This is a genomic window from Mesorhizobium sp., assembly GCF_004963255.1.
Classification (GTDB): domain Bacteria; phylum Pseudomonadota; class Alphaproteobacteria; order Rhizobiales; family Rhizobiaceae; genus Mesorhizobium.
This window is the reverse complement of the sequence record NZ_SUGA01000001.1, coordinates 280,302-299,194: the sequence shown is the minus strand read 5'-3', so window position 1 is coordinate 299,194 and position 18,893 is coordinate 280,302. Positions and strand designations below refer to the sequence as shown.

The 18,893-nt window shown below is 64.5% G+C and carries 14 protein-coding genes; 3 read left to right on the top strand and 11 right to left on the bottom strand.

Annotated features, from left to right (window positions below):
* Window position 1: 1 nt before the first annotated feature.
* Both E5X34_RS01330 and E5X34_RS01325 read right to left on the bottom strand, forming a co-directional pair.
* Entirely contained in the window at window positions 2-640 is a 639-nt protein-coding gene (locus E5X34_RS01330) for an acyl-homoserine-lactone synthase (RefSeq protein ID WP_292560018.1), read from the bottom strand.
* Window positions 641-915: 275 nt separating this feature from the next.
* Window positions 916-1,647: a LuxR family transcriptional regulator gene (locus E5X34_RS01325; RefSeq protein WP_126064819.1), complete on the bottom strand. Its 732-nt coding sequence runs from the start codon at window positions 1,645-1,647 to the stop codon at window positions 916-918.
* 278 nt (window positions 1,648-1,925) lie between these two features.
* On the opposite strand from E5X34_RS01325, the gene E5X34_RS01320 reads away from it, so the two are divergent.
* Window positions 1,926-2,747: a transporter substrate-binding domain-containing protein gene (locus tag E5X34_RS01320; protein WP_292560012.1), complete on the top strand. Its 822-nt coding sequence runs from the start codon at window positions 1,926-1,928 to the stop codon at window positions 2,745-2,747.
* A 15-nt stretch (window positions 2,748-2,762) separates the two neighbouring features.
* Here the strand turns inward: E5X34_RS01320 and E5X34_RS01315 are convergent, their stop codons facing one another.
* The gene (locus tag E5X34_RS01315) at window positions 2,763-3,176 is read right to left on the bottom strand and encodes a tellurite resistance TerB family protein (protein WP_278157998.1); all 414 of its coding nucleotides are present in this window, start codon (window positions 3,174-3,176) and stop codon (window positions 2,763-2,765) included.
* A gap of 210 nt (window positions 3,177-3,386) precedes the next feature.
* On the opposite strand from E5X34_RS01315, the gene E5X34_RS01310 reads away from it, so the two are divergent.
* Window positions 3,387-5,036, top strand: a complete 1,650-nt coding sequence (locus tag E5X34_RS01310) for a lysine--tRNA ligase (RefSeq protein WP_292560007.1) — start codon at window positions 3,387-3,389, stop codon at window positions 5,034-5,036.
* Here E5X34_RS01310 and E5X34_RS01305 read toward each other — a convergent pair.
* From E5X34_RS01305 to E5X34_RS01270, 8 genes are all read right to left on the bottom strand, one after another.
* Entirely contained in the window at window positions 4,999-5,889 is an 891-nt protein-coding gene (locus tag E5X34_RS01305; RefSeq protein WP_292560003.1) for a thermonuclease family protein, read from the bottom strand. The genes E5X34_RS01310 and E5X34_RS01305 overlap by 38 nt on opposite strands.
* 10 nt (window positions 5,890-5,899) lie before the next feature.
* Window positions 5,900-6,538: a helix-turn-helix transcriptional regulator gene (locus E5X34_RS01300; RefSeq protein ID WP_126062797.1), complete on the bottom strand. Its 639-nt coding sequence runs from the start codon at window positions 6,536-6,538 to the stop codon at window positions 5,900-5,902.
* A 95-nt stretch (window positions 6,539-6,633) separates the two neighbouring features.
* The gene (locus E5X34_RS01295; RefSeq protein ID WP_292560000.1) at window positions 6,634-7,176 is read right to left on the bottom strand and encodes a thioesterase family protein; all 543 of its coding nucleotides are present in this window, start codon (window positions 7,174-7,176) and stop codon (window positions 6,634-6,636) included.
* A 9-nt stretch (window positions 7,177-7,185) separates the two neighbouring features.
* Window positions 7,186-9,405 (bottom strand): 3-hydroxyacyl-CoA dehydrogenase NAD-binding domain-containing protein, encoded by a 2,220-nt coding sequence (locus E5X34_RS01290; protein ID WP_292559998.1) that lies wholly within the window; start codon window positions 9,403-9,405, stop codon window positions 7,186-7,188.
* Window positions 9,406-9,417: 12 nt separating this feature from the next.
* Entirely contained in the window at window positions 9,418-10,626 is a 1,209-nt protein-coding gene (locus E5X34_RS01285; protein WP_292559995.1) for an acetyl-CoA C-acetyltransferase, read from the bottom strand.
* A 33-nt stretch (window positions 10,627-10,659) separates the two neighbouring features.
* Window positions 10,660-11,832: an acyl-CoA dehydrogenase family protein gene (locus E5X34_RS01280; RefSeq protein ID WP_292559992.1), complete on the bottom strand. Its 1,173-nt coding sequence runs from the start codon at window positions 11,830-11,832 to the stop codon at window positions 10,660-10,662.
* A gap of 52 nt (window positions 11,833-11,884) precedes the next feature.
* Window positions 11,885-13,681 (bottom strand): acyl-CoA dehydrogenase, encoded by a 1,797-nt coding sequence (locus E5X34_RS01275; protein ID WP_292559990.1) that lies wholly within the window; start codon window positions 13,679-13,681, stop codon window positions 11,885-11,887.
* Window positions 13,682-13,902: 221 nt separating this feature from the next.
* Window positions 13,903-14,367, bottom strand: a complete 465-nt coding sequence (locus E5X34_RS01270) for a MerR family DNA-binding transcriptional regulator (RefSeq protein WP_126062803.1) — start codon at window positions 14,365-14,367, stop codon at window positions 13,903-13,905.
* A 465-nt stretch (window positions 14,368-14,832) separates the two neighbouring features.
* Here E5X34_RS01270 and E5X34_RS01265 point away from each other — a divergent pair, with 465 nt between their 5' ends.
* Window positions 14,833-18,885, top strand: a complete 4,053-nt coding sequence (locus E5X34_RS01265; RefSeq protein ID WP_292559987.1) for an SEL1-like repeat protein — start codon at window positions 14,833-14,835, stop codon at window positions 18,883-18,885.
* Window positions 18,886-18,893: the final 8 nt, after the last annotated feature.

Here is an 18,893-nt window from a genome sequence, read left to right as displayed (position 1 = left end):
CTCACGAAGCCTGCTTCAGGCCGAGCAGGCCCGGATAACCCCGGTTCAGCACCGGCAGGAAGTGGTTGCGGCGGGCTCGCACGACCTCGAGCGTATGCTCGGTGAAGGTGAGCAGTGTCGCGACGACCTGCTGGTTGCCATAGGTGCGCTGGTAGCCGAGCGGCTTTGCCAGGAAGTGCAGCTGCAAGGCTCTCAGCACCCACATCGGCTCGAACTCGATGATGACCTGGTTGACGTCGCGCTTCAGGCCCCATTCGACGAAGCCGGCAATCAGTTCGGTGCCGACCGTCGAGACGCCGCGCTTGCCGTCACGAAAACCCGGAGCCACCGCGTAGCGGGTCAGTTCCCACACATTCGGTCCCGAGGGGGACTGCCCCTCGCAGAGATCGGACAGCACGTCCGTCAGAAGATGCGGTCTTGTCGTCGGCAGCATGCGCTGGTAACCGGCCAGTTCACCGTTGCGGATCACAAGGTGGTGCTCGGCCTCGTCATGGTCGAACTGATCTATCTCGAGCTGGTCGGGACGGTCGAGATCGGTCCATCCCATCTCCTCGACGAAGATCTTGTAGCGCAGGCGATGCACGGCCTCCCAAAGGTCGGGGCGTTCCATCAATTCCTGAGTGGTAAGGGCAAAAAGCATTAGCCGTCTCCTGGGCTTAAGAGGATGATACGGCCGGGCTTTCCCCAAAATATTACGCGAACGCGTAGGCAAGAATTCTAGGCCAGCACGGCCGACCCGGCTAATATAGCCACGCCTAATGGCCTCCGCGACTGCCCGCACACGGTCGGGGATGCCCAGTTTGATTTGGCGTTAAGAAATCATTAGCCCTCTCCCAAGAGGGAGATTCGGCTGCGCATTTCTGAAAATATCACGTAATCGCGCAGGCTGAAATTTTCCAGGTCGGCACGGCCGGCTTAGCTAATATAGCCGCGCCTAATCGCCTCCGCGACCGCCTGCACCCGGTTGGCTGCGCCGAGTTTGCTCTTGGCGTTGAGAAGATGTTTCTCGGAAGTGTGTTCCGAGATGCCTAAAATTTGAGATATCTCCCATTCGGACTTGCCAACGGCCGCCCATTGCAGGCATTCCCGCTCACGTGCCGTCAATTCTATATGATCGACGACGCTGTCGGCCTTGGTGTGCAGTTGCATGGCGCGGCCGATCGCATAGGTCGACGCCAGCGAGACCATTCCGAATTCCTGGTCCGACAGTTCAACGGATTCACCGCCCAGCGAGACCATGACGATCTGGCCATCGAGCGTGACCAACGGAAACGCAAGGCCGTCGCGCAGCTTGAACTGGCGCGCGTCGCCCATGACCTCGTCACTGCTCTTGTCGATTACGGCGTTCTTGGACGCGTCCCGCCATTGGAACGGCGCCTGAAGCTGCTTCATGTGACTGACGACCGGATCGTGGTCGACATAGTTGCGCGCCACGTAGCGCTCCAGCCATTCGCCGGGCCAATCGCAAAGCATCACATGCTGTTTCTGCCGGCCGCGTGGCGTGCCAGGTTGCGGCACGGTTCCCGCCATCAGGGCGGTCAGGCCGAAATTCGAAGTGACGCCCAGCAGCCTCTCGCAAACCGCCGCCGCGGTGCCAGCATTCTGCAACTGGTCAATATATTCCAGAGTTCTGTCAAACAGGCCCATCGCAACATCTACCCCATGTTGCTTCTGCTTTTTCGTTACCGATAGTAGACGCTCGAACACCCCTTCGCCATCAACCACGGGTCGCAATGATCTCCGCAAAGCCGGTATCTTCCCCCTTCCGGCGCGCAGGGTCGTTTGCAACGGGTTGAACCATACGCTTAATTTAACCGCTTGAAATCAAAAACCGTTGTGCCCGCATCATTTTCATACGAAAAGCCTGCGAACGGGGACGAGGGCGGAGCCATATCGTGATCTTGCGGTGGATAACTCTGGCCCTGATGTCCGCACTTGCCGGCGTATTGCCCTTTGCCGGCGCGACTCAAGGGGCGGAGCCGCAGGTGCCGGTGCTGTGGGACGCCAAGGAGCGGTTGCCGAAACCCGATCTCTCCGCTCTGCCGCGACTCAGATTCCTCACAACCACCGATTTTCCGCCCTTCAACTTTCTCGACGGCTCGGGTCGCCTGTCCGGTTTCCACATCGACCTGGCGCGGGCAATCTGCGCGGAGTTGGGCGTCGCCGAGAAATGCCAGATCCAGGCCCTGCCGTGGAACGAGTTGGAGGATGCCCTGCAGAAGGGCGAGGGCGAGGCGATCATTGCCGGCATCGCCGCGACGCCAGCGAGCCGCGAGAAATACGCCTTCTCGCGCTCTTACATGCAGTTCCCGGCACGCTTCATCATGCCAAAGGCGAAGGCCTTCGCCGAGCCGATCCTCGACAAGCTGCGCAGCAAGCGGGTCGGCGTTGTCGCCGGCTCGGCGCATGAGAAAATGCTGCGCGATTACTTCAGCACCGTGCAGGTGGTGACGTTCGACACACCGGAAGCCCTCTATGCCGATCTCAAGGCCGGCAAGGTCGACGCCGCCTTCGGCGACGGCATGCGCTTTGCCTTCTGGCTGGGCGGCTCCGACGCGGGCGGCTGCTGCCGATTCGCCGGCGGTCCGTATCTGGCGCCGGAATATCTGGGCTCGGGCATGGCGATCGCCACCAGGGCGGGCGATCCGGCGCTGGCCGCCGCCTTCGACTATGCGCTGCAGGAAATCTCGATCAAGGGCACCTTCGCCGAGTTCTACCTGCGCTATTTTCCCGTCAGCTTCTTCTGAAGGTTGCTGCCAACGCTAAGTCAGCGTGCGTAGGCGCGCCTTGGCCGCTCGCGCGATCGCGGCCACGGTCAGCGTGTCGAGGTCGAGCTTGAGGCGGATTAGCTGCAGGACACGCACCTCCTCCATGCGCATTTCGAGATCGACGGCGGCGACCTCGAAAGCGGCGGCGTAAGCGGTGTCGCGCAGCCGCTCCGGCAGCGCTTCGGCAACGCGCGCCAGCACGCCTTCCAAACCGCCCTTCTCATGCAGCGCCTTCTGGCAGGCTTGCGCCACCGGAATCAGCCTGTCCTGGTTGAAGTCGACGAAGACCGGCCAGGAACGGACGACGTCGCCGATCCGCGCCAGCTCGACATCGGTCATGTCGCGATCGGAAGCCGAGGTGATGACCATCAGGTGGATCAAGGCTTCGTGCGGCGTCAGCAAAGGCATTCAAAACTCCTAACAACGAGCATGTCATTTCCCCAAGACCGCGACACACTTTTGGGTGACATGCATTTGAAAGCGAGGCTCAAAGGTAGGAGCGCGATTGTGGCGCCGCAAGGAAAACCGCCGCAAATCGTTGACGCTCCGGCCTGTCGCGCCTAGAGACCGGGCGACAAATCTTATCCGCCGCAAGACGGCCATGACTGGAACTTCGATATGACGGGGTCAAACATCATCGATCTCAATCCCGAGATGCTTGCCGCGGCAGCCGAGAGCAAGGCTTGGCCGTTCGAGGAAGCGAAAAAAATCATCGCCCGGTACAAGGGCAAGGATTTCCCCGAAACCGTGCTGTTCGAGACCGGCTACGGCCCGTCAGGCCTGCCGCATATCGGCACCTTCGGCGAGGTGGCGCGCACGACCATGGTGCGGCATGCCTTCCGGGTGCTGACGCAAGACAAGGTCAAGACCAAGCTCCTCTGTTTCTCAGACGACATGGACGGTATGCGCAAGATTCCGGAAAACGTGCCGGACCGCGCCGCGCTCGAGCCCTATCTGCATATGCCGCTGACCTCGGTGCCCAATCCGTTCGGCGGCGACTATGCAAGCTTCGCCGACCACAACAACGCGATGCTGTGCCGCTTCCTCGACACGTTCGGCTTCGACTACGAGTTCGCCAGCGCGACCAAATACTACAAGTCCGGTCGCTTCGACGAGGTGCTGCTGCGCGCCGCCGAACGCTATGACCAGATCATGGGCGTGATGCTGCCGACACTCGGGCCGGAGCGCCAGGCGACCTACAGCCCGTTCCTGCCGATCTCGCCCCGGACCGGCCGCGTGCTCTACGTGCCGATGATAAATGTCGACGCCAAGGCCGGCACCATCACTTTCGACGACGAGGGCACCGAGACGACGCTGCCTGTCACCGGCGGCCATGTGAAGCTGCAGTGGAAGCCGGATTTCGGCATGCGCTGGGCGGCGCTCGGCGTCGATTTCGAGATGTTCGGCAAGGACCATCAGACCAATGCGGCGATCTACGACCGCATCTGCAACATCCTCGGCGGGCGCGCGCCGGAACATTTCGTCTACGAGCTGTTCCTCGACGAGGAAGGCCAGAAGATCTCGAAGTCGAAGGGCAATGGCCTGACCATCGACGAATGGCTGACCTACGCGCCGACGGAGAGCCTCGGGCTCTATATGTACCAGCGGCCGCGGCAGGCTAAGAAGCTCTATTTCGATGTCATCCCGAAGGCGGTGGACGAATATTACGCCTTTCTTGGCGCCTATCCGCGCCAGGACTGGAAGGAGCGGCTCGGCAATCCGGTCTGGCATATGCATGACGGCAACCCACCCGCCATCGAGCTGCCGGTGCCCTTCGCGCTGCTGCTCAACCTTGTCAGCGCCTCCAACGCGCATGACAAGGCGGTGCTGTGGGGTTTCATCTCGCGGCATGCGCCTGGCGTGACACCGAAGACGCATCCGGAGCTCGACCGGCTTACCGGCTACGCGATCCGCTACTTCGACGACTTCGTGAAGCCGACCAAGGTTTACCGCGCCGCCGACGAGGTGGAGCGCGAGGCGCTGGCGAGGCTTTCCGAGGCGCTCGGCGCGCTGCCGCAAGGCGCCGACAGCGAAGCGATCCAGAATGCCGCGCTCAACGTGGCGCGCAAGATCGAGCGTTACCAGGACCATTCCAAGCAGAGCCCGGAAGGCGGACCCGGCGTGTCGGTCGCCTTCTTCCAGATGATCTACCAGGTGCTGATCGGGCAGGAACGCGGACCGCGCTTCGGCTCCTTCGCCGCGCTCTACGGCGTCGCCGAGACGCGCGCGCTTATTGAGCGGGCGCTGGCTGGTCAGTTGGCGGCGTAACGGCACCGCCCTCGGCCGGCAGGATCGAATCCGGCGCCACCGGCGCCGGACCCGCCATGGCCGGCACCGCCGGCAGGCCGTCAAGCTTCGGCGCCGGGCCGAAAATACCCTTCTTCTCGGAGCGGGCCTTGTTCTCGGCCTCGACATAGGGGCCGCCTTGCACGGCACGCGCCCAGCCGTTCTCGACCAGCCACTGGCCGATGTTCTGGTTGCCGATATGGCATTCGGCGGAAATGGTGTCGCGGCCGCCCTCCGGCGGCACCCCGCAGGCGACCGCGCGGCCGCGCAGGAAGGCGCGGAAGGCTGTCCTGGCGCGCGCGCCGCAGGCCCAGGTCTGGCCCTGGTCGCTGCAGGTTTCGTCCGCCTTGACGGCGTCCACGCCAAACACGGCGACCGCATAGCCCTTCGCCTCGATCAGCCCGGCGGCGGTGGCGACCGGCTGGAACAATTTGGTGCCGTTCCAGTCGCCCGGCATCTTCGTTTTGGGCGGCTTGGGCGGTCCGGCCAGCGCCAGATCGCTGAGCGGCGCGCGCGGTTCGACCCGTTCGAGTTCCTGGTCAGACAGCTCGGGCGGCGCCACGACGTCGGGATCGATGGCCCTCGAGCGGACAACGGGGTTCGGTGGAGCGGCTGGCGCGGGAATCGCCGAGGTCGTCGGCTCTTCCGGGAGCGTATCCGCGCCGGAAGCGGAGAGCGCATCGTCCCCGTCGGTGGGAAGCGCATCGGCGATGGGATCGATCTGATCGACCGTGATGACGCTCTCATGCCCCTTGACCACGCGGCCGCCTGCCACGACGAGCGCAGCCATCACCGGAACCGCCACAACCGTCAGGATGATCTGAAGAAGCCGCACCGGCCCGAACCTACTGGCTCGCCCAGACGATGCGCGCCACCCATTCGATGTCGCGCGTCGGGATGTCACGGTCCGGGTGGGCGGGGTTGAGCGAAACCAGCACGATCGACTTCACCGTTTGCCGGTCGAGCACCTTGGCCATCACCTCCCCGGCGGTGGTCTTGACGACGACTCGGTCGCCCTTGCGCGTCGGCGCGCCGGGTTCGACGATCAGCACATCGCCATTGCGGTAGAGCGGCAGCATGGAATCGCCCTGCACCTGCAGCGCGTATGAGGTCTCGGTCGCCCGTGCCGGAAGCTCGACCAGATCCCAGCCCTGCCCCGCCGGATAACCGGCATCGTCGAAGAAGCCTCCCGCGCCAGCCTGCGCGAAGCCGAGCAGTGGAACGGCGCTGCGGTGTTGGGCGACGGAGGCAGCGCGCCCTTCGACAAGTCCAGTGAATTCCTCGAGCGACGCGCCGGTGGCCTCGATGATCTTGGCCAGCGATTCGGTCGAGGGCCAGCGTGGCCTGCCGTCGGACGACAGGCGCTTCGACTTGTTGAAGGCCGTCGAATCGAGGCCCGCGCGCCGGGCAAGGCCGGAAGCCGACAGCGAATAGCGCTCGGCGAGAGCGTCGATTGCGGCCCAGACGCGATCGTGTGAGAGCAAGTCCGCTCTCCTTCGAAAACAGGAAAAAATGCCTCAAGCCTGTCTAGCGCGCGACCATCTGATTGTCCACTGGCGAAGGGTCGGATCGCCGACGATCAGACCTGCTTGGCCTGCTCGCGCAAATTCTTGTGCGAAATCATGAATGCCCGCTCGGTTTCGGTGGGCAGACGCGGCCAGGCGGCGCGGCCGAGCGCCGCGACGACCTCGTCTATGTCGAGGAAGCGGCGACTGCTGCGGTCATAGACGCCGCCTGTGGTCAGGATCAGCGCCGCCGTCTCGCCGCCATCAAGGACGAAACGGTGCCGGCCGATGACGGAGGTGCCTTCCCAGGTCTCGATCGACGAGACCACCTCGAAGCGGCGCCACAGCTTGATCTCACGCACATAGGCGACCTGCAGGCCGCCGATCATCGGCGCCCAGCCGTTCTTGCGCGCCAGCGCGATGAGGCCGACGCGCAGGAAGATGTCGATGCGGCCGAGATCGGCCAGCATCATGTAGCGGGCATTGTTCAGATGCAGGTTGAAGTCGATGTCGATCGGCAGGCAACGAAAGGCGAGCCGGCTTTCCTCGCCGACCCGATAGGGGCCACGGCTCGACGCCGTGGCCATGGTGCGTGCCATTCGCCCCCAGACATACATGCTGGTTGGTCAGGCTGCTTCTCTGACGTCACCCTTCTGGTAAGGGTCGAAGCGCTGGTAGAAGGTCTCGCCTTTCTCAGCCATATCGAGCAGCAGTTTCGGCGCCTTGAACTCGGCGCCATATTTCTTCTGCAGGCCCTTGGCGATCTTGACGAAACGCTTGGCGCCGATGCCGTCGATATAGGACAGGGCGCCGCCGGTGAAGGGCGCAAAGCCGAAGGCAAGGATCGAGCCGACATCCGCCTCGCGCGGATCGGTGACGATGCCTTCTTCCATCACGCGCGCCGCTTCCAGCGCGATGGTGACCAGCAGGCGCTGTTTCAGCTCCTCATAGTCGACCTTGTCGGGGTTGAGCTGCGGGTAGAGGTCCTTCAGGCCCGGCCAGAGCTTCTTCTTCGCGGGCTTCGCCGGATAGTCATAGAAGCCCTTGCCGTTCTTGCGGCCGAAACGGCCATGCGTGTCGACCATGGTGTTGATCAGCGCCATCTGCCTGGGGTCGACGGCCTTCTCGCCGAGATCCCGGATGGTCTGCTTCATGATCTTCTGGGCAAGGTCGACGGCCGTCTCGTCGGTCAGCGCCAGCGGGCCGACCGGCATGCCGGCGGCCTTTGCGGCATTCTCGATCATCGGCGCAGGCACGCCTTCGATCAGCATCTTGTAGGCTTCCGACATGTAGCGCAGCACGCAGCGGTTGACGTAGAAGCCGCGCGTGTCGTTGACGACGATCGGCGTCTTCTTGATGGCGCGCACGAAGTCGAAGGCCACGGCCAGGGCCTTGTCGCCCGTCTTCTTGCCGAGGATGATCTCGACCAGCATCATCTTGTCGACCGGCGAGAAGAAGTGGATGCCGATGAAGTTTTTCGGCCGCGCCGAATTCTTCGCCAAGGCGGTGATCGGAATGGTCGAGGTGTTGGAGGCGAAGATCGCCGACGACTTCAGCACCGCCTCGGCCTTCTCGGTGGCATCCTTCTTCACGCCCGAATCCTCGAAGACCGCCTCGACGACGAGGTCGCAGCCGGCAAGGTCGGCATAGTCCGCCGTCGGCATGATCAGCGACAGGAGCTTGTCCTTGTCTTCCGGCTTGGCGCGGCCCTTCTTGACCTGATCGGCCATCAGGCTGTCGGAATGCGCCTTGCCTTTCTCGGCCGAAGGCAGATCGCGGTCGAGCAGCACCACCGGAATGCCGGCCTTTGCCGTGACATAAGCGATGCCGGCGCCCATGAAGCCGGCGCCGAGAATGCCGATCTTCTTGAATTTGGTGTCCGGCACGCCGGCCGGGCGGCGCGCGCCCTTGTTCAGTTCCTGCAGCGACAGGAACAGCGAGCGGATCATCGCCGCCGCTTCCTTCGACTGCATGATCTCGGTGAAATAGCGCTGCTCGATCCTGAGCGCGGTGTCGAAGGGCACCAAGAGGCCTTCATAGACGCATTTCAGGATCGCGGCCGCGGCCGGATAGTTGCCGTAGGTCTCGCGGCGCAGAATGGCGATGGCCGGCGGCCAGAGATTCGCGCCGGCCGCCGAATAGATCGGACCGCCCGGCAGCTTGAAGCCCTTCTCGTCCCAGGGCGCCACCGGCTTCAGTCCGTTCTTGATCATCGCCTTGGCGGCCTCGATAAGCTTCGGAGGCGGGGCGATCTCGTGGATCAGGCCCATCTGCTTCGCCTTCTGCGGCGTGAGATTCTGCCCAGTGGTCAGCATCTGCAGCGCCTGCTGCTGGTCTGTCAGCCGCGGTACGCGCTGGGTGCCGCCGGCGCCCGGGAAGATGCCGATCTTCACTTCGGGAAGCGCCATCTTCACCTTGTCGCTGTCGGCTGCGACGCGGCCGTGGCAGGCGAGCGACATCTCGAAGGCGCCGCCCATGCAGGTGCCGTTGATCGCCGACACCCAAGGCTTACCGGAGGTCTCGATCTTACGGAACAGGCCGGTCATATAGCCGGCATTGTCGAACAGCGCCTTGGTCGCCTTGTCGAGATCCTTCTCTTTATCCGCGGCGAAGGTGGCCAACATCTTCTGCAGCATGGTGATGTCGGCGCCGCCGGAGAATGTATCCTTGCCGGAGGTGATGACCGCGCCCTTGATGGCGGCATCGCCGGCCACCTTATCGACGATGGCGTTCAGCTCGCGCATCACCTCTTCGGTGAAGACGTTCATCGAGCGATCCGGCATGTCCCAGGTGATCAAGGCAATGCCGTCGGCGTCCACGTCGAGGGTGAAATTGGTGTAGCTCATCTCTTCTCTCCCTCAGACGCGTTCGATGATGGTGGCGGTACCCATGCCGGCGCCGATGCAGAGCGTGACCAGCGCGGTGTTGAGGTCGCGGCGCTCCAGCTCGTCCAGCACCGTGCCCAGGATCATGGCGCCGGTGGCGCCGAGCGGATGGCCCATGGCGATCGCGCCGCCATTGACGTTGATCTGGTCATGCGGGATGTCGAAGGCCTGCATGTAGCGCAGCACGACGGAGGCGAAGGCCTCGTTGAGCTCGAACAGGTCGATGTCCGACTGCTTCATCTTGGCGCGCTTCAACAGCTTCTCGGTGACGTCGACCGGACCGGTCAGCATCAGCACCGGCTCCGAGCCGATATTGGCGAAGGCGCGGATGCGCGCGCGGGGCTTCAGGCCCATCGCCTTGCCGGCCTTCTTGGAACCGAGCAGCACGGCGGCGGCGCCATCAACGATGCCGGACGAATTGCCGGCGTGGTGGACGTGGTTCACCTCCTCGACCTCCGGATGCTTCTGCACGGCGACCGCGTCGAAGCCGCCCATCTCGCCCGGCATGACGAAGGACGGGTTAAGCGAGGCAAGCGACTGCATGTCGGTCGAAGGCCGCATGTGCTCGTCATGGTCGAGAATGGTAAGGCCGTTCTGGTCCTTGATCGGGATCACCGACTTCTTGAAGCGACCCTCCCCCCAGGCCTTGGCGGCGCGCTTCTGGCTCTCGACGGCATAGGCGTCGACGTCGTCGCGGGAAAAACCGTATTTCGTGGCGATCAGGTCGGCCGAGATGCCCTGCGGCACGAACCAGCCGGGCAGGCCGACGGACGGGTCCATGAACCAGGAACCGCCGGACATGCCCATGCCGACGCGCGACATGGATTCAACGCCGCCGGCAATGACGATCTCGTCCGCCCCTTGCGCGATCTTGGCGGCGCCGAAATTGATGGCGTCGAGACCCGAGGCGCAGAAACGCGAAATCTGCATGCCGGGCGCCTTGGTATCGTAGCCGGCCTCGAAGGCGGCGGCGCGTGGAATGACGGAGCCCGCCTCGCCGACCGGGTCGACGCAGCCGAAGATGATGTCGTCGACATTGCCGGTGTCGAGCCCGTTGCGGTCGCGCAGCGCCTCAAGCGTCTTCGCGGCCAACCGCACCGCCGGCACCTCATGCAGCGAGCCATCCTTCTTGCCCCTGCCGCGCGGCGTGCGCACGGCGTCATAGACGTAAGCCTCAGTCATTTTCGTGCTCCTTGGCTTTGCCGGCCGCCGCGCTCAGAGAGAGCGCCCGATCAGCAATTTCATGATCTCATTGGTGCCGCCATAGATGCGCTGGACGCGGGCGTCGCGGTACATGCGGGCGATCGGATATTCATTCATGTAGCCATAGCCGCCATGCAGTTGAAGGCATTCGTCGACGACTTTGCCCTGCAGGTCGCTGAGCCAGTATTTGGCCATCGAGGCCGTGACCGGGTCGAGGCCGCCGTCGATGTGGCGGGCAACGCAGTCATTGTAGAAGACGCGGCCGATCGTGGCCTCGGTCTTCAGTTCGGCCAGCTTGAACTGGGTGTTCTGGAAATCGATGACAGCCTTGCCGAAGGCCTTGCGTTCCTTGACGTAATCGATGGTGAGCGCCAGCGCCCGCTCGATCATGGCGATCGCGCCAGTGCCGATCTGCAGGCGCTCCTGTGGCAATTGCTGCATCAGCTGAACGAAGCCCTTCCCCTCCTCGTGGCCGAGTAGGTTCGAAGTCGGCACACGCACGTCGTTGAAGAACAGCTCGGACGTGTCGTTCGACTTCAGCCCGATCTTGTCGAGGTTGCGGCCGCGCTGAAAACCCTCGACCTCGTCGGTCTCGACGATGATCAGCGAGGTGCCCTTGGCGCCCTTGTCCGGATCGGTCTTGGTGACGACGATGATCAGGTTGGCGAGCTGGCCGTTGGTGATGAAGGTCTTCGAACCGCTGATCTTGTAATGGTTGCCGTCCTTCTCGGCACGGGTCTTGACGCCTTGCAGATCGGAGCCGGCGCCAGGCTCGGTCATGGCGATGGCGCCGATAAGCTCGCCGGTCGCAAGCTTCGGCAGCCATTTCTGCTTCTGCTCCTCTGAGCCGTAATGAAGAATGTAGGGTGCGATGATCGAATTGTGCAGGCCGATGCCGAAACCGTCGACGCCGACATGGCCGATCGCCTCGATGATCGCGCTCTCATGCGCAAAAGTCCCGCCCGAGCCGCCATATTTCTCCGGCATGGAAGCGCAGAGCAGGCCGGCGGCGCCCGCCTTCAGCCAGCTCTCTCGGTCGAACATCTCGTTCTTCTCGAACTCGTCATAGCGCGGCGCGATCTCTTCGGCCATGAAGCGGGACGCCATGTCGTAGAGCATGCCGACCTCCTCCGCCGCCCAGGCGGGCTTCGGAAGACCAAGAATTTCGGCTGGATTTGTCGCCACGATTTCCTCCGCGTTCCGACGATTGTGGGCCGGCGGCGCCGGCCCGCCGAACCTAGAACGCTTCCGCCGGCAGCGCCATCAGCGTGTCCGCGCCACTGGAAATGCCGGCAAGCCGCGTCGCCGTCTCCGGCATGATGCGCTCCATGAAGAAGCGCGCCGTGACCAGCTTGGTGTCGTAGAACGGCGCAGCGCCATTGGCGCCTTCCGCCAGCTTGGCCTGCGCGGACTTCGCCATCTGTGCCCACATATAGCCCAGCGCCACCAGACCGAAGAGATGCATGTAGTCGGTCGAGGCGGCGCCTGCATTGTCGGGCTTGGCCATGGCGTTCTGCACCAGCCACATGGTAGCAGCCTGCAGGTCGTTGAGGCCCTTCTTCAGCGCCTTGGTGAAGGGCGCCATCTTCTCATCGGCGCGATTCTCCTCGCAGAACTCGCCGACCTCCTTGAAGAAGGCCTGCACGGCGCGGCCGCCATTCTGCGCCAGCTTGCGGCCGACGAGGTCGAGCGCCTGTATGCCGTTGGCGCCTTCATAGATCATGGCGATGCGGGCATCGCGCACGAACTGGCTCATGCCGTGCTCTTCAATATAGCCGTGGCCGCCGAACACCTGCTGGGCCATCACCGCATGGTCGAAACCCTTGTCGGTGAGCACGCCCTTGACCACCGGCGTCATCAGGCCGGTGTAATCGTCGGCCGCCTGGCGATCCTTGTCGTCGCCGGAACGATGCGCGACGTCGGATTTGATCGCCGTCCACAATGCCAGCGCGCGGCCGGCCTCGTTATAGGCCTTCATGGTCATCAGCGAACGGCGGATGTCGGGATGGACGATGATCGGATCGGCCTTCTTGTCCGGCGCTTTGGCACCCGACAGCGAGCGCCCCTGCAGCCGGTCCTTGGCGTAGGAGACGGCGTTCTGGTAGGCGATCTCGGAGACCGAAAGCCCCTGCAGGCCGACCCCGAGGCGGGCCTCGTTCATCATCGTGAACATGGCCTTCAGGCCGCCGTTCAATTCGCCGAGCAGCGTGCCCTCGGCCTCGTCATAGTTCATGACGCAGGTCGAGTTGCCGTGGATGCCCATCTTCTCCTCGATCGAGCCGCAGGAGAGCGTGTTGCGCTCACCGGGATTGCCCGTGGCATCGAGCTTGAACTTCGGCACGATGAACAGCGAGATGCCCTTGACGCCTTCCGGCGCGCCCTCGACGCGGGCCAGCACCAGATGGACGATGTTGTCCGACATGTCGTGCTCGCCGGCGGAGATGAAGATCTTCTGGCCGGAAATCCTGTAAGTGCCGTCACCGTTAGGAACAGCTTTGGTGCGCAGCAGGCCGAGATCGGTGCCGCAATGCGGCTCGGTGAGGTTCATGGTGCCGGTCCAGCCGCCCTCGATCAGCTTCGGCAGCCAGGTCGCCTTCTGCTCGTCCGTGCCATGGGTGACGATGGCCGCGATCGCGCCTTGCGTCAGGCCGGGATACATCATCAGCGCCATGTTGGCCGAGATCATGTATTCGGAGACGGCGGTGTGGACCGCATAGGGCAGGCCCTGGCCACCGAACTCGGCGGGTGCTGCAAGCCCCATCCAGCCGCCCTCGCGATACTGGTCATAAGCGTCCTTGAAGCCCTTGGGCGTCGTCACCGAGCCGTCGTCATGGCGCACGCAGCCTTCCATGTCGCCAACCCGGTTCAGCGGATGCATGACGTTCTCGGCGAGCTTGGCGCCTTCGGCGAGGATAGCCTCGACCACATCGGGCGTCGCGTCCGAGAAGCCCGGAAGATTGGAATAGCGCTGATAGCCCAGTACGTCGTTGAGCACGAAGAGCGTGTCCTGGATCGGCGCCCTGTAGATCGTCATGCCTTCCTCCACCCTTACAGTCCCGGCCGGCAAGTCGCCTGTCCTGGACAGGGAGACCGGCCAATGTCGATGCTGCGATAGCAAATATTGACGTTTGCGTAAACGTCAACTTCGTCGCAGCCAAAAATTTTTGTGAGCGGTCAGGCATTGTGACGACAAAAAAGCCGCGCGGCCATGGCCACGCGGCTTTCTTCGTCCGGGTATTCCGGAAAAGCGGGCGATCAGCCGGCGGCGCTGGCCTGCGCCGGCGCGGTGCGCTCGACGAGCATCTGCCGCACGACCGACATCGAGTTGCTCAGCTCGCCGATAGCATCGTCGATCAGCGCCCGCTGCTTCTGCAGACGGGCGAGCTGCTTCTCCGACTTGTCGAGCGCCAACCGCAGCTGCTTCGTGTTGGTGCCGGTCGGATCGTAGAGATCCATCATCTGCTTGACGTCGCGCAGCGAGAACCCGACCTTGCGGCCGAGCAGGATCAGCTTCAGCCGAGCCTTGTCGCGGCGCGTGTAGAGACGGGTCGAGCCGTCGCGATGAGGATTGAGAAGGCCCTTGTCTTCATAGAAACGCAGCGTGCGCAGCGTCACGCCGTATTTCTTGGCCATCTCACCGATGCGGACGAATTCCTCGCCGGCCTCGGCCGGAATGTCATTGGTATTGGCCGCGGCTTCGCCGGGCGAAACGAGTTTCATGGTCACTGGCTTTCCCCTGGTGGCGTCGCGGTCGCGGACCAAGCGTCGCCTGAATGGAAGCGGGGGCGTGCTTCCAATCGTGGTTGCAACAACAAATCAATCGCAAGAGGCACGGCTTCGCACCTTTTACGTTTACGTCAATCCTATATCGACAGCCGCAGGGTGACGCAAGGGCGTTGTAAAAGCGAACCTTTATGCCGCACCCAGGTACCGGCTTGTCAGGCGGCTCACGATTTATACGCGACTTCTTAAGCTTGGTTAACGCCTTGTTTACCACGTTGGGCGAAATGTGCGCATGTCGGTCACCCGTGGTTATCCTGTAGCGAATTTTTCACGGTTTTCGAAGTGCGGGTAAAACCCGGGAAGCTCGTCTTCCTCCGCAGCAAAACCGCTCGGCTCGCTTCGTACCCGGCAGGCTACTGGGAAACCGGTCTTTGGCCGGCCACTCTGAACACGGGCGCATCGATGAACAGCAAGCGGTCCTATCTCGATACACTCAACGCCGGCAGGCAGCGCCGGCCGCATGCCTCGCTCGAAGAACTGAACCGCTCGCTCGAAACGCTGGAGCAGAGGCTGGACCGAACGCGCGCCGACATGCCCGACCGCCCCAACCCGCAGCGACCGACCGCCGAACCGCGTTACCCAAGCGCGCAGCCCTACGGCCAGGCGCCGCGCTGGTATGAGGATCCCTATTCCGCGCAAAGGCCCCTGGACCGTGCGCCGCAGAATCCGGCACCGCAGAGCCCGCGGCCGCAGGAGCGCGCCCCGCAGAACCCCTCGCCCGCCTACCAGGCAATCGCGCGCGACATCGACCGGGTCCGCGGCCAGGAAGACAGCGTCGCCATCGTCGGCAAGATCGCGGTCGAACTGCGCGGTCTGCGGGAGGAACTGCGCCACCAGATGACGGCCGGCCTGCAGCGCGAGTTCGAAGCGTTCCGCCAGGATATCGACCGCGCCCTGCAGGCCAACAGCCAGCGCGGCGCGATGCCCGACAAGAGCAGCGCCGAGCTCGGCCTCGAATTCGAGCGGCTTTCGGGAGCGATCCAGTCGCTCGCCGAAAAAAGCGACGACCGCAGCGTCAATCTGCTGCGGCTGGAACTTGAACAGGTGAAGGGCGCGCTGGACACGCTGGCGCGCGAGGAAAGCGTGCAGAAGGTCGACCGCCGCTGGGACGATTTCGACCGCCGCTGGAGCGCTTTCGAGGACCGTGTCGACGCCGACCAGCGCAAGCGCGCCGAAGGCCCTAGCCTTTCAGTGCTGACCGACCGGCTCGAGCAGATCAGCAGCGCCGTCAACAGCCTGCCGGAATCGCTTTCGCTGCGCTCGCTGGAGGAAAAGGTGCGCACGCTTGCCGGCGCAGTCGACCGCTTCGCCGGCCAGCAGACCGCGCGCGGCGGCGAAACGCTCGCCATGATCGACGAGCGGCTGGACGAGATTTCCCGCGCCATCGTCGCATCGACGGTTGCCGCGCAGGCGAATGCCTTCGACCCCGAGACCTTTGGCCGGATCGAGAAGCGCATGGCCTCGCTGGCGGTGCAGATCGAAGAGGTCGCGCAGTCGCGGCCCGGCGCCGAGGTCCTCGACCGCCTCAATCTTCTCACCAGCCGCGTGGACCAGCTGGCCGGCCGCACCGACCTGCCCGAGCAGGCCATGGAGCGGCTGGGCAAGCAGATCGCTTCCATCACCGATAAGATGGATCGCGCGCCGGCCATGCCCGACGCGGACCAGATCTTCCAGGGCCTGGAGCAGCGCTTCGACGCGCTGTCGATGCTGCTCGAGCGCCGCCAGGGAGACGCAATCGAACAAAGCAACGCGTTGTTCCACGATCTCGAGCGTCGGCTGGACGAAGTGGCGAACAGGCTCGACCAGCGCATGCGCCAGGACGACAGCGCCGGCATCATGGAAGCGATCGACGCCCGCTTCACCGCTCTGGCCAAGCGCATCGAGACGCGCGCGCCCGATCCCGCCAGCGACATGGCTATCCGCGGGCTGGAAAGCCGGCTCGAGGATATCTCCAGCCGGCTGGAATCGTCCGCGCAGCAGGTCGCCGGCATCGATCCGGCGCTGATCCGCAGCCTGGAAGCGCAGGTCGCCGGCCTGTCGGCGCATCTTTCCAGGCCCGGCACGCCGCTGCCCGAGTTCGAAGACATCAGCCCGCGCCTCAACGAGATCGAGAAGTCGCTGGCCGGCACGCGCGATTCCATTCTGAGCGTGGCGCGCGAGGCGGCCGAGAGCGCCGTCAAATCGCTCGCCGAGTCGACCTCCAGCACGGCCCAGACCAACGCGACCGCCGTTGCCGGCCTCGCCCAGGACCTGAAGACGCTCGAAGCGCTCACCCGCCGCTCCGACGAACGCAACTCGCGGACTTTCGAGGCAATCCACGACACGCTGCTCAAGATTGTCGACAGGCTGGGCTCGCTGGAAGCGACCGAGACCAGCGAGGCGGTCAGCGAGCTGGTCGATCCGCAACCGGCCAGCAAGCGCGGCGGCCGCGGCGGCAAGATCGCGGTGCAGGACGCGCCTTCGATGGATATCGACCAGCCGCTGCCGCTCACCGGGGACATGGCCAGCCTCGAGGGCCGCGCCGCGGCGATCATGCGCGATGAGCCGAGCGCGCCGCGCACGCCTGCCGAGGCTGCTGCAGCAGCCGCCATGGCGGCGCTTGGACCCGATGCGGTCGGCGACAGGAGCGAGACGGCCGGACGCAAGAAATCCATGTTCAGCGGGCTGGCGCGCGCTTTCAAGGGTAAGAAGGACGCGGACACGCAGCCGCTTGCCGGCTCTGCGCCGGTCGGCGACGTGCCAAGCGTCGACATCGACGAACCGCTCGACCCCAAGGCGGCCAACCGGCCATTGGAACCCGGTTCCGGCGCGCCGGACCTCAATGCCATCATGAAGCGCGTGCGCGACGAGCGCGGCGGCCAGCCGGCCCGGCGCACCGACAGCGATGCCGCGAAGTCGGATTTCATCGCCGCGGCCCGGCGTGCCGCCCAGGCGGCGGCGGCGGAAGCCGACACGCTGAAGCGGCAATCGACCATGACCGGCCCGGTGAAGGCATTGCGGATCGGCGACCTGCTCAAGGCGCGGCGCAAGCCGATCCTGATGGCGGCGGCGGCCATTATGATGGCTCTGGCCGGCCTGCAGTTGGGCAAGGCCTTCCTGTCCGATCCGGTCGAGACGGCCAACAACCAGCCCGCTCTCTCCACGCAAACGGTCGACACGGCTTCGCTCAACGCGACCGTCGCGCCACAGGCCGACACGCAGAAGACCGACACACCGAAGATCGATGCCGCGACGGCACAGGCCGAAAGCGCGCCTGCCCGTCCCGTCAGACAGGCGGAGCCCGTCCAGGAGACGGCACCGGCCGCATCTGTTCCCGCAAGTCCCGAAAGCGCAGCCGCCACGCTGGCCGAACCGGCACCCGCGCCGGTGGCGCCTGCAGCGCCGGCCGCACCGGCGCCGATGGCTTCGGCGACGCCATCCGAACCCACCGCCGCGGCTGCCGCCGCGACGGATACGGACGGCGACACGCAGCCGGCAGCCCAGGAGTCCGTGGCCGCCAGTCCGGCAGCGAACAGCGCGGCAATAGGCGCGCCGGCGGCAACCTCCGCCGACACGACAGGCGCCGTGCCGCCAACAGCAAGCCGGACGGCAGCCGGCAAATTCGACATTCCTTCCGAAATCGGTCCGGTGGCGCTGCGCGACGCCGCCGCCGGCGGCGACGCCAAGGCGCTGTTCGAGGTCGGCTCGCGCTATGCGGAATCGCGCGGCGTGAAGGAAGACATGAAGGCCGCCGCCAAATGGTACGAGCAGTCGGCCGAGCTCGGCTTCGCGCCGGCCGAATACCGCATCGGCAATTTCTACGAAAAGGGCATCGGCGTCGCGCGCGACATCAAGAAGGCCAAGACCTATTACCAGCTCGCCGCCGAGCAGGGAAACGCCAGCGCCATGCACAATCTCGCGGTGCTGTTCGCCATGGCGGCGGACGGGGTGACCGACAATGAATCGGCCACGCACTGGTTCCAGGAAGCCGCCGACCTCGGCGTCAAGGACAGCCAGTTCAACCTCGGCATCCTGGCCGCCAAGGGCGTCGGCATGAAGCAGAACCTGGAAGAGTCCTACAAGTGGTTCGCCCTGGTCGCCAAGACCGGCGACAAGGACGCCGCAGCCAAGCGCGACGAGATCGCCAATGCGCTGCGGCCCGAGCAGCTCGAGCGGGCGCGCGCCGCCACGGAATTGTGGAAGGCCAAGCCGCTCAACGCCGCCGCCAACTCGGCCGACGTTCCGGAATCCTGGCAGGACAGCGCGCCGCAGACCACCGCCGGCATCGACATGAAGAAGGCGGTGAAGAACATCCAGCTGATCCTCAACAAGAACGGCTACGATGCCGGCGGCGCCGACGGCGTGATGGGCGGCAAGACCAAGACCGCGATCATGGCCTTCCAGACCGACAACAAGATGACGCCGACCGGCGAGATCGACGCGCCGCTCGTCAAGGCGCTGTTGGCGAAGAAATAACGGCAGCG

Excerpts from the sequence above, each read along its gene's own strand:
- E5X34_RS01330 (WP_292560018.1), bottom strand. The coding sequence starts at position 640 with ATGCTTTTTGCCCTTACCACTCAGGAATTGATGGAACGCCCCGACCTT.
- E5X34_RS01320 (WP_292560012.1), top strand. The coding sequence starts at position 1,926 with ATGTCCGCACTTGCCGGCGTATTGCCCTTTGCCGGCGCGACTCAAGGG.
- E5X34_RS01275 (WP_292559990.1), bottom strand. The coding sequence starts at position 13,681 with ATGACGATCTACAGGGCGCCGATCCAGGACACGCTCTTCGTGCTCAAC.
- E5X34_RS01290 (WP_292559998.1), bottom strand. The coding sequence starts at position 9,405 with ATGAGCTACACCAATTTCACCCTCGACGTGGACGCCGACGGCATTGCC.
- E5X34_RS01295 (WP_292560000.1), bottom strand. The coding sequence starts at position 7,176 with ATGTATGTCTGGGGGCGAATGGCACGCACCATGGCCACGGCGTCGAGC.
- E5X34_RS01285 (WP_292559995.1), bottom strand. The coding sequence starts at position 10,626 with ATGACTGAGGCTTACGTCTATGACGCCGTGCGCACGCCGCGCGGCAGG.
- E5X34_RS01310 (WP_292560007.1), top strand. The coding sequence starts at position 3,387 with ATGACGGGGTCAAACATCATCGATCTCAATCCCGAGATGCTTGCCGCG.
- E5X34_RS01315 (WP_278157998.1), bottom strand. The coding sequence starts at position 3,176 with ATGCCTTTGCTGACGCCGCACGAAGCCTTGATCCACCTGATGGTCATC.
- E5X34_RS01325 (WP_126064819.1), bottom strand. The coding sequence starts at position 1,647 with ATGGGCCTGTTTGACAGAACTCTGGAATATATTGACCAGTTGCAGAAT.
- E5X34_RS01270 (WP_126062803.1), bottom strand. The coding sequence starts at position 14,367 with ATGAAACTCGTTTCGCCCGGCGAAGCCGCGGCCAATACCAATGACATT.
- E5X34_RS01265 (WP_292559987.1), top strand. The coding sequence starts at position 14,833 with ATGAACAGCAAGCGGTCCTATCTCGATACACTCAACGCCGGCAGGCAG.